We start from the raw sequence: 13,852 nt of genomic DNA, 5'->3' as shown, positions 1-13,852 counted from the left end.
CCGTTAGGCCACATAGCACAGCACTTCACCGCCGATACCGGCAGCACGTGCTTTGCGATCAGTCATCACGCCCTTGGGAGTAGTGACGATGGCCACACCCAGGCCGTTCTGGACCTGAGGGATTGCGTGACGACCCTTGTACACGCGCAGGCCGGGACGGCTCACACGTTCAATACGTTCGATCACAGGGCGACCGGCGTAGTACTTCAGGGTAATTTCGAGTTCGGACTTGCCACCTTCGGACTTCACTTCGAAGCCGTCGATATAGCCTTCTTCCTTCAGCACTTGTGCGATGGCAACCTTGACCTTGGAGGAAGGAGCCGACACAGTGGCCTTGGAGACCATTTGTGCATTGCGGATGCGGGTCAGCAAGTCAGCGATGGGATCACTCATGCTCATGTTTAATCTCTCCTGCTTGCTTACCAGCTGGCCTTGGTGACACCGGGGATGTCGCCAGCAAAGGCCAATTCACGCACCTTAGCGCGACCCAGACCGAATTGGCGGAAGGTACCGCGAGGACGGCCAGTGATCTCGCAACGGTTACGCTGGCGAGTGGGGTTCGAGTTACGGGGCAGCTTCTGCAGACCCAGACGAGCGGCGTCGCGCTCTTCGTCGGAACGCTTCACGTCGCCGGCGATTGCCTTGAGTTCTGCATACTTGGCAGCATACTTGGCTGCCAGCTTTTCGCGCTTCAGTTCGCGCTGAATCATTGCTACTTTAGCCATGCGCCACCTCAGTTCTTGAAGGGGAATTTGAAAGCGGCGAGCAGTGCCTTGCACTCTTCGTCGTTCTTCGCTGTTGTCGTGATGCTGATGTTCAGACCACGCAGAGCGTCCACCTTGTCGTACTCGATTTCGGGGAAGATGATTTGTTCTTTGACGCCAACGTTGTAGTTGCCGCGACCGTCGAACGAACGACCCGAGATACCACGGAAGTCACGCACGCGGGGCAGAGCCACAGTCACGAAACGGTCCAGGAATTCGTACATCTGAACGCCACGCAGGGTCACCATGCAGCCGATAGCTTGGCCTTCGCGGATCTTGAAACCAGCGATAGCCTTCTTGGCCTTGGTCACCACAGGCTTCTGACCAGCAATCTTGGTCAGGTCAGCCACGGCGTTGTCCATCACCTTCTTGTCGGCCACGGCTTCGCTCACACCCATGTTCAGAGTGATCTTGGTCAGACGGGGCACTTCCATAGCGGAGGTGTAGCCGAACTTTTCTTTCAGTTCAGCCGCGATCTTTTCGCGATAGAGTTTTTGCAGTCGTGCCATGTGTTACTCCTTAGGCGGCGATTTCAGCGCCATTGGACTTGAACACGCGAACACGTGTGCCGTCGGCGTTCACCTTGATGCCCACGCGATCGGCCTTGCCGGTCGCTGCATTGAAGATAGCCACGTTGGATTGGTGGATAGGCATAGCCTTTTCCACGATACCGCCGGTGGTGCCCTTCATGGGGTTAGGCTTGGTGTGCTTCTTGACCAGGTTGATACCGTCCACGATTACGTGGGAGTCATCCTTGCGCAGAGAAACCACGCCACGCTTGCCCTTGTCACGGCCGGTCAGCACGATAACTTCGTCGCCCTTGCGAATCTTGTTCATGGTGCTATTCCTTTAGAGAACTTCAGGGGCCAGCGACACGATCTTCATGAACTTTTCGGTACGCAGTTCACGAGTCACGGGGCCAAAGATGCGGGTGCCGATAGGCTCCAGCTTGGCGTTCAGCAGCACGGCGGCATTGCCGTCGAACTTCACGAGCGAACCGTCTGCACGACGGATGCCCTTGGCGGTGCGCACAACCACAGCACTGTAGATCTCGCCTTTTTTGACGCGACCACGAGGAGCTGCTTCCTTGACGCTCACCTTGATGATGTCGCCAACACTTGCGTAGCGACGATGAGAACCGCCCAGCACCTTAATGCACTGAACAGACTTCGCGCCGGTGTTGTCGGCAACCTCTAACCGAGATTCTGTTTGGATCATTTCAATATTCCCAACTTGCTCCAGCAACGCTCGACAGCCCCAGAGTCTTCTCAAGGGCTGATCAAGCAGCCGGTCAGTCTTGGGCCCGTCGTCCACCTTCCGGACCATTCCGGAGGGCTTCCCGCTGGGCAGAAAGTTCCACGCTTTTAAACGTGAAGCAGGAGATTGTCGCAGGAAATCCCTTGTACGTCAAGCTCTTAGCCTGCAATACCCGCACTGATTTCACTGGCGCAAAGCCTGGCGGACAGGCCTCTCGCACTTGCAACTAAAACAATAGCGCATAGCGCTTGCAATACATTGATTTCAAATAGAAAGTCATCTGAAATCAATAGATGGCAAGCGCATCAAGCTCACATTTTCAATAGGTCTGAGGAGCGCAGCCTGTTGCCCGCACGCCACGCCCCACAGAGCGCACCACAGAGCGGCCGCGCAGAGCAGCCACGCAGATCAGCCCTGAGCGGGCAGATATTGGCGAGTCAGGGCCAGGAAGTCGTTGAGATGCACATCCTGCCCCAGCTCCTCGGTCAGGATGGCGGCGACGCGGGGCGCAATCTCGGCCGCCTTGCGGGCATCGAGAAAGAGCAGCCGGCTGCGACGCGCCAGCATGTCCTCGACGGTGCGCGCGTACTCGAAGCGCGCGGCAAAGCGCACCATGGCCTCGGAAAGACCGTCCATCAGCCAGTTCTGCGCCCCCGGCAACGCCGCCACGGCGGCGGCATCCGTGCCGTAGGAGTGCAGACCCTGGCTCTGGTTCATGCGGTGCGTGACTGCGGCTTCGGCCGGCGCACCGACCAGGGGCAGGTTCACGGTCACGCCGGCAGGGCGGCTGGGCAGTCGACCGATCTGGAAGCATTCGGCCAGCACATCCTCGGACATGGCCCGGTATGTTGTCCATTTGCCGCCGGTGACGGTCACCAGACCCGTCCTGCTGGACATCACCGTGTGCTCGCGGCTGATCTTCTTGGTGTTCTCGCCATCATCGTCCTGCGGCTTGACCAGCGGGCGCAGACCCACCCACATGCTGCGCACATCGGCCAGCGTGGGCTGGCGATTCAGATACTTGCCGGCCTCGCCGAGAATGAAATCCAGTTCTTCAGGGAAAGGCAGGGGCTCGCGCGCCAGGTCATGACGCGGCGTGTCGGTGGTTCCCAGAATGACCTTGCCCAGCCACGGCACGGCAAACAGCACGCGGCCATCGGCCGTCTTGGGGATCAGCAGCGCGTGATCGGTGGGCAGAAACTCGCGGTCCACCACCACGTGCACGCCCTGGCTGGGCGCCACCATGGGCTTGACGGGCTTGCCCTGGGCCTCGGCATCCTGCTGGCGGAACAGATCCACCCAGGGCCCCGTGGCATTGACCACGCACTTGGCGCGCACGGTGAAGTTGCGACCCGATTCCGCATCGCGGCAGATCAGTCCGGCAATCTGCTGGTTTTCATAGATCAGCTTTTCTGCCGGGCAGTAGTTGATCAGCAAAGCGCCCTTGGCCGCTGCGGTACGCGCCAGCGCCAGCGCCAGACGCGCATCGTCAAACTGGCCATCCCAGTACTTGACGCCGCCCTTGAGACCTTTTTGCTGCACGGTCGGCAGGTATTTCACGGTCTTGGCGCTGGAGAGGAATTCGGTAGCCCCAAGGCCGGCCTTGCCGGCCAGCGCGTCGTACATCTTGAGGCCGATGCCGTAGAACGGCGTATCCAGCAGCTTGTACGAGGGCATCACAAAGGCCAGAGGCTGCGCCAGGTGCGGTGCGTTGTGCAACAGGGTCGTGCGCTCATGCAGTGCTTCGCGCACCAGGGAGATGTTGCCCTGCGCCAGATAGCGCACGCCGCCGTGCACCAGCTTGGTGGCACGCGAGGAGGTGCCCTTGGCGAAGTCCAGCGACTCCAGCAGCACGACCTTGAAGCCGCGTGCCGCCGCATCCACCGCCACGCCCAGCCCCGTGGCACCGCCACCCACGATGGCCAGATCGAAGCTTTCGGTCTGCGCCAGGCGCTCCAGCAGTTGTGCACGCGTTGTAGCCAAGGGTTGAGTGGACTGGTTCATGGAACGACTTCTGCGGTGATCGCCACGCCGCCATCATCCAGCGATGAGACGCGCACAGCAAAGAACAAATTTCAGATCGAATATTTTCGCTCTTTTTCGCTTTTCGCGCATTACAACGCCCAAATATCGATTCGTTTTTGCGCGATTCAAGCCACAACCGCCGCCCCGGCGCTGCTCCGGCCTGGCTGCCACATCGGCAACCAACGCGCTTGCACACACTCAATGCATGAACTGCATTCTTCTTGCCGTGCCAATTGTTACTGCTGCAACAACTCGCCACGATGACATACAACCGCAGCTTGCTGTCAGACTTCGGACTCGGCGCGGATTCATTTTTGTTTTTTACCGGGCAATTCCATAGAAAATCACCCTATTAGAGGTTCGTTTGGATTCGCTCACAATCCCTGCACTGCCCGCTGCGGCTAGCGCGCTTCCCTATAGAGCGCTTCGCCTGCAGCACGTCCATGCGCCAATAGCACCTATATAACCAGTCACCAGTCATGAACAGCAATCCCCGCCAGTTGCAGCTTGTCGAAGAAGTCCGCGCCCGCCAATCCACTTCGGTGGAGCAACTGGCCGAAATCCTCGGGGTCACGCTGCAGACCGTGCGCCGCGACATCCAGAAGCTGGCCGATGCCGGCTTGCTGGTGCGCTTTCATGGCGGCGTGCGCGTGCCCAGCGCCACCGTGGAGAACCTGGCCCATACCCAGCGCCAGGTATTGCATGCCGAAGGCAAGATGCGCATTGCGCGCGCCATCGCCGAGGCCATTCCCAACGGCTGCTCGCTGATTCTCAACATCGGCACCACCACCGAAGCGGTGGCCCAGGCCCTGCTGCAGCACAAGGGGCTGCGCGTCATCACCAACAATCTCAATGTCGCCGCCATCCTCAGCAGCAATGCCGATTGCGAGGTCATCGTCGCGGGCGGCGTGGTGCGCACCCGCGACCGCGGCATCGTGGGCGAGGCTGCCGTGGACTTCATGCGCCAGTTCAAGGTGGACATTGCGGTGATCGGCATCTCGGCCATCGAATCGGACGGCAGCCTGCGCGACTTCGACCTGCGCGAGGTCAAGGTGGCCCAGACCATCATCGGCCAGTCGCGCGAGGTCTGGCTGGCGGCCGACCACAGCAAGTTCAGCCGCCAGGCCATGGTGGAGCTGGCCCGACTGAACCAGATCGACCGCCTGTTCACCGACGTTGCACCCTCCGCTCCCTTCGATGCCCTGTTGCGCGATGCCGAGGTGCAATGCACCATCGCCCAATGAACGCTGCCCCCTATCTGATCCGCCCCGCACTCCCCGAAGATGCAGCAGGCATTGCCGGGTTACTGCACGACATCGGCTGGTTCAAGGCCTATGAAACCCATTCCGCCGCCCAGAACACCGAGGCCGTGCAGGCGCTGCTGGACGAGCTGCAGACCGGGCCGGAGCGCTCTCTGATGCTGGTGGCGCAAGACGGCCAGCACCGCATTCACGGCTACTGTGCCGTGCACTGGCTGCCGGTCGCCGTGCAGCAGGGCTGGGAGGCCTATGTCAGCGAGCTGTTTGTCGCCGAAGCGGCGCGCGGTGCCGGCCTCGGCCAGTTGCTGCTGGATGCGGCCACACAGGCTGCGCGCGAGCGCCGCTGCCTGCGCATCTGGCTGGTCAACAACCGCGAGCGTCCTTCCTATGTGCGCGGCTTTTATTCCAGCCGGGGCTGGAGCGAACAGGCCGAAATGGCGCGCTTTGTGCTCCCCCTCTGAATCACTGACAACCCATGACAACCTATCTGCTCGCCCTGGACCAGGGCACCTCCAGCTCCCGCTCCATCGTCTTCGACACGCAAGGCCGCATCGTGGCATCGGCCCAGCTGGAGCTGCCGCAGATCTATCCGCAACCGGGCTGGGTAGAGCATGACCCGCGCGAGATCTGGCGCACCCAGCTGAGCACCGCCAAAGAGGCGCTGGCCAAGGCGGGCCTCAAGGCAGCCGACATCCGCTCGGTGGGCATTACCAACCAGCGCGAAACCACCATCGTCTGGAACCGCAAGACCGGCGCTCCCATTCACCACGGCATCGTCTGGCAGGACCGCCGCGCCGAACCCACCTGCGTGCAGTTGCGCGAAGCCGGTCACAGCGACGCCATTCTGCGCAAAACCGGCCTGCGCATCGATGCCTATTTTTCAGGCACCAAGCTCAAGTGGCTGCTGGACAACGTGCCCGGCGCACGCGCCGCAGCGCAGGCCGGCGAGCTGGCCTTCGGCACGGTGGATTGCTGGCTGATCTGGCAGCTGACGGGCGGCAAGCGCCATGTCACCGATGTGAGCAACGCCAGCCGCACCATGCTCTTCAATGTGCACAGCAACCAGTGGGATGCCGATCTGCTGGCCCTGCTGGACATTCCCGCGTGTCTGATGCCCGAGGTATTGCCTTCGGCCGCCGATTTCGGCCAGACGGCTGACGAGGTGCTGGGCGGCTCCATCAACATCGGCGGCGTGGCCGGCGACCAGCAAAGCGCACTGTTCGGCCAGGCCTGTTTTGATGCAGGCATGGCCAAGAACACCTACGGCACGGGTTGCTTCATGCTCATGCACACGGGTACCAGCTTCCAGACCTCGAGCAACGGCCTGCTGACCACATCGGCCGCCCAGGCGAGCCGCCAGCCCCAGTTTGCGCTGGAAGGCAGCGTCTTCGTCGGCGGTGCCGTGGTGCAGTGGCTGCGCGACGGCCTGCAGGCCATCGAGCACAGCGGCCAGGTGCAGCAACTGGCCGAAAGCGTGCCCGACAGCGGCGGCGTGATGCTGGTGCCGGCCTTTACCGGCCTGGGCGCCCCCTACTGGAAGCCTGACGCGCGCGGCACCATCACCGGACTGACGCGCGGCACGACGATGGCCCATATTGCGCGCGCGGCCCTGGAATCGATCGCCTACCAGAGTGCGGCCCTGCTCGGCGCCATGAGCCGAGACGCCGTGGCCACGGGCGGCACGCCGGTCAGCGAGCTGCGCGTGGACGGCGGAGCCTGCGTGAACAATCTGCTGATGCAGTTCCAGGCCGACCTGCTGGGCATTCCCGTGGTACGCCCGGCCTGCGTGGAAACCACGGCCCTGGGTGCGGCCTATCTGGCCGGCCTGTCCAGCGGCGTCTATCAGAGCACCGAGGAGCTGTCTGCCTTGTGGAAGGCCGAGCGCCGCTTCCTGCCCACGCTGGGCAAGGGCCGCGCCGACGAGCTGATGCAGCGCTGGGAACAGGCCGTGCGCCAGACCACGGCACAGTAAAGCGGCCCCTCCTGTACCCGGGCTGGCGGGCCAGCAAAAGCCATCAAAAAAGGGATGCCACGGCATCCCTTTTCTCTTTTCTCGTCGGCAGCGACAGCCGCAGCGCTCAGTCTTCGTCGCCCAGCAACGCCTTGTGGATCACGGCTCCGATGACGGCCCCCACGATGGGCGCGAGCCAGAACAGCCACAGCTGCTCCAGCGCGATGGCCGGCCCGAACAGCGCCGGGCCGGTGCTGCGGGCAGGGTTGACCGAGGTATTGGTCACGGGGATGGAGATCAGATGGATCAGCGTCAGACACAGTCCGATGCTCATGCCCGCAAAGCCCACGGCGGCCTTCTTGGTGGTGGAGCCCAGAATCACCAGCAGAAACACGGCGGTCAGCACCACCTCGGTCACCAGCGCCGCCGCCATATTGAACTTGCCCGGCGAGTGGTCGCCATAGCCATTGGTGGCCAGATCGGTCACCTGGGCGCCGGCCTTGCCGCTGGCAATGAAGTACAGCGTGGCTGCCGCCACGATGGCGCCCAGGACCTGGGCAATGATGTAGCCGGGCAGCTCGGCAAAGCGAAAACGCCCCGCCACCGCCAGACCGACGGAGACCGCCGGGTTGAAGTGGCCGCCGGAGACGGGGCCGAAGGCGTAAGCGCCCGTCAGCACCGTCAGGCCGAAGGCAAAGGACACGCCCAGCAGGCCGATGCCCACTTCTGGAAAGGCCGCTGCCAGCACCGCGCTGCCACAACCGCCAAACGTCAACCAGAAAGTACCCAGAAACTCCGCCGACCATTTTTTGACATTGGATGCCATGATTGCCCCCTATTTCCGATGGCGTCGTCCGTGCCGCCCCGCGCGGCACAGAACCGCTGGCATCTTAGAAAGCGATCGGCGAAAAATACAAGGCACAAATGTGAACAATCCACGACAGCTCCGGCTTTGGGGCCTCTCGCTGGTCTGCGCCAGCCTGGCTGCCTGCACGACGGCGTCGCTCTCACCGCACCACATCTGCAGCACATCCCAGGCCCGGCCCTGGTCCCTGCTTGGGGAAATCCGCTGGCAGCATGACAAGCTGTTTGCCGGCACGGCTGTGGGCGGTCTGTCATCGATCGACTACGACGCGGGCAGCAATCTGTACTACCTGGTCAGCGACGACCGCTCCGCGCACGGGCCGGCGCGCTTTTACACGGCGCGCATCGACTACGACGCCGGCGGCCTGCATCAGGTCAGGCTGCACGATACGCGAGCGCTGCTCAGCCCCGCCCAGGCCCCCTATCCCAGTCTCCGCCAGCCCCTGCCCGGCATCGCGACGCCCGATGCGGAAGCCCTGCGCGTGCTGCCAGGAGGACGATCCCTGCTGTGGAGCAGCGAGGGCGACTTCGCGCGTGGCTTCGGCCCGCAACTGCTGCAATCAGGCACGGACGGACGCTGGCAGCGCGAATGGCCGCTGCCGCCCGAGCTGCGCCTGCCGGCCAGCAAGTCAGAGGGGCCGCGCAGCAACTTCACGCTCGAAGCTCTGGCGCTGAGCCAGGATGGCCGCACGCTCTGGCTGGCCATGGAGGCGGCGCTCAGGCAAGACGGGCCCCTGCCCGCAGCCGGGCAAGCGGGCGGCCCGGTGCGCATCACCGCCTATGACATGGGCACGCAGCAGCCGATGCGCCAGCTGGCCTACCAGCCCGATGCCCTGCCTGCCGACCTGTGGCTGCAACGCGGCGCCATCAACGGCGTCAGCGCCGTGCTGGCCGACGACGCCGAGCATCTGCTGGTGCTGGAGCGATTCTTTGCGCCGCCGCTGCGCTTCGGTGCCCGCATCTACCGCATCAGCACCCGTGCCGACGCAAGCAGCGATACGCTGGGCCAGGCCCGGCTTCTGCCGGGCAACTACCGGCCTGCGGACAAGGAGTTGCTGCTGGACCTGGCCGATGCCAGCCTGCGCTCCGTGGACAACCTGGAGGGCATGAGCTGGGGGCCGCCACTGCCCGATGGCCGGCGCGTGCTGCTGCTGGTCAGCGACAACAACTTCAATCCCGCCGAAGTCACCCAGTTCGTCGCCTTGAGCGAAGAGCGCGGCCGCTGCGGCGCGGGTTTATAGTGCCGCTGTGCGCCTGGAATCCGAAGCCGGGCCTGCCCACTTGCTGCATTGCAAAGCGAATCGAACCATCATGAGCCAGACCGACCACTCGACCTCCGTCTTCCCTCCCATCGCCTTTATCGGCGGCGGCAATATGGCCAGCGCCATCATCGGCGGCCTGATCCGCCAGGGTGTTCCAGCCAGCAGCATCACCGTGGTCGAGCCTTTTGACGCCACGCGCGCCGCGATCAAGACCAGCTTCGGCATCGACGCCCTGCCCGCCGCCACCGAGGCCCTGCAAAGCGCCCAGCTGGTGGTCTGGGCCGTCAAGCCCCAGAGCTTCAAGGAAGCGGCCGCTCCCGTTGCCGCCCACACCCGCAATGCCCTGCACCTGAGCGTGGCCGCAGGCATCACCACCGACAGCATTGCGGCCTGGACCGGCACCCACCGCATCGTGCGCGCCATGCCCAATACCCCGGCCCTGGTGGGCAGGGGCATGACGGGCCTGTTCGCCCGCCCCGAGGTCGATGCCCAGGGCAAGGCCCTGGTCGAGACCGTGATCGGCAGCACCGGCGAACTCACCTGGGTGAACCAGGAAGCGCATCTGGATGCCGTGACCGCCCTCTCCGGCTCCGGCCCGGCCTATGTGTTCCTATTCCTCGAAGCCATGACCCAGGCGGGTGTCGACATGGGCCTCAGCGCCGAGCAAAGCTACAAGCTGGCCGTGGCCACGTTTGCGGGCGGCTCGGAACTGGCCGCTCGCTCCAGCGAGAGCGCCCAAGTGCTGCGCCAGCGCGTGACCAGCAAGGGCGGCACCACCTATGCGGCCATCACCCATATGCAGGAGCAAAAGCTGCCCGAGCATTTCATCGAGGCCATGCGCAAGGCCCAGATCCGCGCACAGGAGCTGGCCGCCGAGTTCGGCAAATAAAGAAAACCGGCTTCGGCCGGTTTTTTGAGTCTTTCAGGCATGAATCGCTCGCCATTCAAGCGATCCATGCTATCAAAACAGGTCTATTTCAAGGCAAACCCTAGCGCCACGCCCGCAAAGATCGCGGCGCCAATCCAGTGGCTCTTGCTGAAGGCGACAAAACAGCCTTCGCGTGTGCGATCCTTGATCAGGCTGAAATGCCAGAAGATCTGGGCCGCCGCCACGCCCATGCCCAGCCAGAAGGGCCAGCCCAGCCGATAAGGCGCCAGCACCCAGGCGATCAGACCCCAGCACAGGGCAAAGAACAGCATGATGGCCGTGACATCGAAACGGCCCAGGGTGATGGCCGAAGTCTTCATGCCGATCTTGAGATCGTCATCGCGGTCCACCATGGCGTATTCGGTGTCATAGGCCAGCACCAGAAACATATTCGCCAGCCACAGCGTCCAGGCCGTGGCACTGACCTCACCGGTCACCGCCGCAAACGCGATCACGATACCGAAATTGAAGGCAATGCCCAGAAAGGCCTGAGGCATGGCAAAAAAGCGCTTGGTGAACGGATAGAGAATCGTGAACAGCACGGCAGGCACCGACCAGGCCACGGCCTCCCAGCGGGTGGACAGCACCAGACCGAAGGCCACCAGCGTGAGCACCAGGCCGACCAAGGCGGCCTCCCTGACCGAGATCTGGCCGCTGGTGATGGGGCGCTGGGTGGTGCGTTTCACATGCCTGTCAAAGTCGCGGTCGGCAATATCGTTGATGGTGCAGCCCGCGCTGCGCATCAGCACCGTGCCCAGCACAAAGACGATCAGCAGATGCCAGCCCGGAAAGCCCTGAGCGGCTACCCACAGCGCCGCCAGCGTGGGCCAGACCAGCACCAGCCAGCCCGCGGGACGGTTGAAGCGGATCAGATCCAGATACAGCGACAGCTTGGAGCGCGGCGAGGCAGGAATGGAGGCGGACATGAGAGAGGTTCCGGAAGGCAGGAGATCACGACCGGGCTCCCAGGCCGCGGTCAGCGCAGCGGCAATTGTGCCTCGGCCTGGGGCGACCCGATGGTGCCGCCCCCATGCTCGACACGGTCTGTCAACCAGAGCACCAGGGCCGTCCAGCTCAGCCCCAGGCACAGGCCCGCCAGCACATCGCTGCCATGGTGCACGGACAGCAGCACGCGGCTCAAGCCCGTGCTCAGGGCCAGCAGCGCGGCCGCCGCAAAGGTCCCAGCCCGCCAGCGCGGCGGCAGGCGACGCGCGACCAGCCAGGCCAGCATGCCGAAAATCGCAGCCGTGCCCGCACTATGGCCGCTGGGAAAGCTGAAGCCGGCCTCATGCACCAGAGCGTCCAGCGGACGCTCGCGTCGCATGGCCGCCTTGATGAAGCGCACCCACAGTCCCGTGCCGGCCACGGCCACCACCCAGCCCAGCAGCTGCAGGCCCTGGCGCTGCCACAGCAGCCACAGGCCCACGGCCAGGCTCAGCAGCCCCATGACGCGCAAATCCCCGAGCATGGTCCAGCCACGCACCAGGGGCTGCAGACTGGGCGGCAGGCCTGCGCTCACCGCGCTCTGTAGCTTCAGGTCCAGGGCCATCAGCCCCTGAGGCGGCTGAAGGGGCTGAGACTGCTGCACGCCGACGATCAGCAGGGCCAGAACAGCGCCAGCCAACCCCGCCAACGCCAGCAGCCAGTTGCCGCCAGGCCTGAGATCCGCGCTGCGGTCCTGCCACAGCCACGCGGCCCTGCCCTGCGCACGCCAGCGCAGCATGCCGGCCGCGAGCAGCAGCAACAGCACCAGCACCCAGATGGCATGGCGGTCCACCCACTGCGCCAGCAGGACCACGGGAGTCGCCGCAGAAAACACAGGCATTCCTTTCAGGAGCAAAAGCGAAAAAGCCCTGACGGGCCTCTGGAGGCGGGCCCGTCAGGGCTTGGGGAGTCCGCGCGAACGACGGCCTGGGTGCGCGCCTCACTCCTCGAGCAGGGAGCGCAGCATCCAGGCGGTCTGCTCGTGCACAGCCAGGCGCTGGGTCAGCAGATCGGCCGTGGGCTCGTCGCCGGCCTTGTCGGCACGGGGAAACAGCTGGCGGGCCGTGCGCGCCACGGCCTCGTGGCCTTGCACCAGGACGCGCACCATCTCCAGGGCCTTGGGCGGCTGCGCCGGTGCATCGGGCAGGCTGGTGAGCTTGCCGAACTGGGCATAGGAGCCGGGCGCATGGTGGCCCAGTGCGCGGATGCGCTCGGCCACGGGATCGACGGCATTCCACAGCTCGGTGTACTGCGCCATGAACATGGTGTGCAGCGTGTTGAACATGGGCCCCGTGACATTCCAGTGGAAGTTGTGCGTGGTCAGGTACAGCGTATAGGTGTCGGCCAGCAGCGCCGACAGCCCCTTGGCAATGGCGGCGCGATCCTCGTCGCTGATGCCGATGTGGATGCCTGCGGGCACCTGCGGCGCGGCGTCCGACTTTTGTTTCTGCGATTTGTCCTTGCCTTGCTTGGTCATGCACTCACCTTTCAGGTTTAACGAATCCAGACTCCGGCCCTCTTCGAGCCGCTGAAGCCATGCTTACTGCGTCAGGCGCTGCACTCCCGGCAGCGGGCAGGCGTAGACGGCATTGCGCAGTGCGGCAATCGCCTCATAGCGCGTGAAGCTGCGTCGCCAGGCCAGCACCACACGGCGGGTGGGCGGAGCAATGCCGTCTTCCTCATGAATCGGAAGATAGCGAATATGAGGCTCATCGGCGCGGCGACGGCGCTCAGTGGGAGCCAGCGCATCCTCGGGCACGGACAGGCGCGGCACCAGGGTCACGCCCATGCCGGCGGCCACCATGTACTTGATGGTCTCCAACGAGGAGCCTTCGAACGTGCGGCGAATGCCTTCGGAGTTGCTGGCATAGCGCGCGAATTCGGGGCAGACCTCGAGCACATGGTCGCGGAAGCAGTGACCCGCGCCCAGCAGCAGCATGGTCTCGTTCTTGAGATCCGTGGTGGACAGGCTTTTCTTCTGCGCCAGCGGGTGGGCGCTGGGCACGGCGGCCATGAAGGGCTCGTCGTACAGCGGCGCCAGTGCCAGACCGGTATCCGGGAAGGGCTCGGCCATGATGGCGCAGTCGATCTCGCCCGTGCGCAGCATCTCCAGCAGCTTGACGGTGAAGTTCTCCTGCAGCATCAGCGGCATCTGCGGCGTCATGTTGATGGAGTTGCGCACCAGATCGGGCAGCAGATAGGGGCCGATGGTGTAGATCACGCCCAGGGTCAGAACGCCGGACAGCGGGTCCTTGCCGCGCTTGGCGATTTCCTTGATCTCGTTGGCCTGCTCCAGCACGCTTTGCGCCTGGCGCACGATCTCCTCGCCCAGCGAGGTCACCGAGACTTCACCGGCACTGCGCTCGAAAATCTTGACATCCAGCTCCTCCTCCAGCTTCTTGATCGCCACGGACAGCGTAGGCTGGGACACATAGCAGGCTTCGGCGGCACGGCCAAAGTGCTTTTCCCGCGCAACGGCCACGATGTACTTCAATTCGGTAAGAGTCATAAAGAGTGGGTCATTGGGATCATCAACAACAGCATTGATTCATCCTGTT

The 13,852-nt window shown here is 63.9% G+C and carries 16 protein-coding genes; 5 read left to right on the top strand and 11 right to left on the bottom strand.

The features are described 5' to 3' along the window. Nucleotides 1–3: 3 nt before the first annotated feature. The 6 genes from rpsH to QYQ99_RS14315 all read right to left on the bottom strand — a co-directional run bounded on the left by rpsH (nt 4) and on the right by QYQ99_RS14315 (nt 4,025). Nucleotides 4–399 (bottom strand): 30S ribosomal protein S8, encoded by a 396-nt coding sequence (rpsH, locus tag QYQ99_RS14340; RefSeq protein WP_034373822.1) that lies wholly within the window; start codon nt 397–399, stop codon nt 4–6. Between the two features lie 20 nt (nt 400–419). Further along, the gene (gene rpsN / locus QYQ99_RS14335) at nt 420–725 is read right to left on the bottom strand and encodes a 30S ribosomal protein S14 (protein WP_003050509.1); all 306 of its coding nucleotides are present in this window, start codon (nt 723–725) and stop codon (nt 420–422) included. 8 nt (nt 726–733) lie between these two features. Then, nucleotides 734–1,273, bottom strand: coding sequence for a 50S ribosomal protein L5 (gene rplE, locus QYQ99_RS14330; protein WP_003050507.1), 540 nt, complete (start codon nt 1,271–1,273; stop codon nt 734–736). A 10-nt stretch (nt 1,274–1,283) separates the two neighbouring features. Next, nucleotides 1,284–1,601, bottom strand: a complete 318-nt coding sequence (gene rplX / locus QYQ99_RS14325; protein ID WP_003050504.1) for a 50S ribosomal protein L24 — start codon at nt 1,599–1,601, stop codon at nt 1,284–1,286. 12 nt (nt 1,602–1,613) lie between these two features. Further along, complete coding sequence (gene rplN, locus QYQ99_RS14320; RefSeq protein WP_003050500.1) at nt 1,614–1,982, bottom strand: 50S ribosomal protein L14; 369 nt, start codon at nt 1,980–1,982, stop codon at nt 1,614–1,616. A 447-nt stretch (nt 1,983–2,429) separates the two neighbouring features. After that, nucleotides 2,430–4,025, bottom strand: a complete 1,596-nt coding sequence (locus QYQ99_RS14315; protein ID WP_302088790.1) for a glycerol-3-phosphate dehydrogenase/oxidase — start codon at nt 4,023–4,025, stop codon at nt 2,430–2,432. 500 nt (nt 4,026–4,525) lie between these two features. Here QYQ99_RS14315 and QYQ99_RS14310 point away from each other — a divergent pair, with 500 nt between their 5' ends. From QYQ99_RS14310 to glpK, 3 genes are read left to right on the top strand one after another with little or no spacing between them, the layout of a single operon-like run. Further along, nucleotides 4,526–5,290: a DeoR/GlpR family DNA-binding transcription regulator gene (locus tag QYQ99_RS14310; protein WP_003068405.1), complete on the top strand. Its 765-nt coding sequence runs from the start codon at nt 4,526–4,528 to the stop codon at nt 5,288–5,290. Continuing rightward, complete coding sequence (locus tag QYQ99_RS14305) at nt 5,287–5,766, top strand: GNAT family N-acetyltransferase (protein WP_302088789.1); 480 nt, start codon at nt 5,287–5,289, stop codon at nt 5,764–5,766. The genes QYQ99_RS14310 and QYQ99_RS14305 overlap by 4 nt, the downstream gene beginning before the upstream one ends. Nucleotides 5,767–5,780: 14 nt before the next feature. After that, complete coding sequence (gene glpK, locus QYQ99_RS14300; protein WP_302088788.1) at nt 5,781–7,277, top strand: glycerol kinase GlpK; 1,497 nt, start codon at nt 5,781–5,783, stop codon at nt 7,275–7,277. A gap of 106 nt (nt 7,278–7,383) precedes the next feature. Here the strand turns inward: glpK and aqpZ are convergent, their stop codons facing one another. Next, complete coding sequence (gene aqpZ / locus QYQ99_RS14295) at nt 7,384–8,082, bottom strand: aquaporin Z (RefSeq protein WP_302088787.1); 699 nt, start codon at nt 8,080–8,082, stop codon at nt 7,384–7,386. Nucleotides 8,083–8,182: 100 nt separating this feature from the next. Between aqpZ and QYQ99_RS14290 the strand changes: the two genes are divergently transcribed. Both QYQ99_RS14290 and proC read left to right on the top strand, forming a co-directional pair. Continuing rightward, the gene (locus QYQ99_RS14290) at nt 8,183–9,361 is read left to right on the top strand and encodes an esterase-like activity of phytase family protein (RefSeq protein WP_302088786.1); all 1,179 of its coding nucleotides are present in this window, start codon (nt 8,183–8,185) and stop codon (nt 9,359–9,361) included. A 70-nt stretch (nt 9,362–9,431) separates the two neighbouring features. Beyond that, nucleotides 9,432–10,271, top strand: coding sequence for a pyrroline-5-carboxylate reductase (gene proC / locus QYQ99_RS14285; RefSeq protein ID WP_302088785.1), 840 nt, complete (start codon nt 9,432–9,434; stop codon nt 10,269–10,271). A gap of 83 nt (nt 10,272–10,354) precedes the next feature. On the opposite strand, the gene ubiA is transcribed toward proC, so the two are convergent. The 4 genes from ubiA to QYQ99_RS14265 all read right to left on the bottom strand — a co-directional run bounded on the left by ubiA (nt 10,355) and on the right by QYQ99_RS14265 (nt 13,803). Beyond that, nucleotides 10,355–11,236, bottom strand: coding sequence for a 4-hydroxybenzoate octaprenyltransferase (ubiA, locus tag QYQ99_RS14280; protein ID WP_302088784.1), 882 nt, complete (start codon nt 11,234–11,236; stop codon nt 10,355–10,357). A 50-nt stretch (nt 11,237–11,286) separates the two neighbouring features. After that, nucleotides 11,287–12,135, bottom strand: a complete 849-nt coding sequence (locus QYQ99_RS14275; RefSeq protein ID WP_302088783.1) for a phosphatase PAP2 family protein — start codon at nt 12,133–12,135, stop codon at nt 11,287–11,289. Nucleotides 12,136–12,234: 99 nt separating this feature from the next. Further along, nucleotides 12,235–12,771: a Dps family protein gene (locus QYQ99_RS14270; RefSeq protein ID WP_302088782.1), complete on the bottom strand. Its 537-nt coding sequence runs from the start codon at nt 12,769–12,771 to the stop codon at nt 12,235–12,237. A gap of 63 nt (nt 12,772–12,834) precedes the next feature. Then, on the bottom strand, nt 12,835–13,803 hold the full coding sequence (locus QYQ99_RS14265) for a LysR substrate-binding domain-containing protein (RefSeq protein WP_302088781.1): 969 nt from the start codon (nt 13,801–13,803) through the stop codon (nt 12,835–12,837). Between the last annotated feature and the right edge of the window lie 49 nt (nt 13,804–13,852).

The organism is Comamonas testosteroni (genome assembly GCF_030505195.1).
GTDB classification, from domain to species: Bacteria; Pseudomonadota; Gammaproteobacteria; order Burkholderiales; family Burkholderiaceae_C; genus Comamonas; species Comamonas testosteroni_G.
This window is presented reverse-complemented; position numbering and strand designations above follow the sequence as displayed.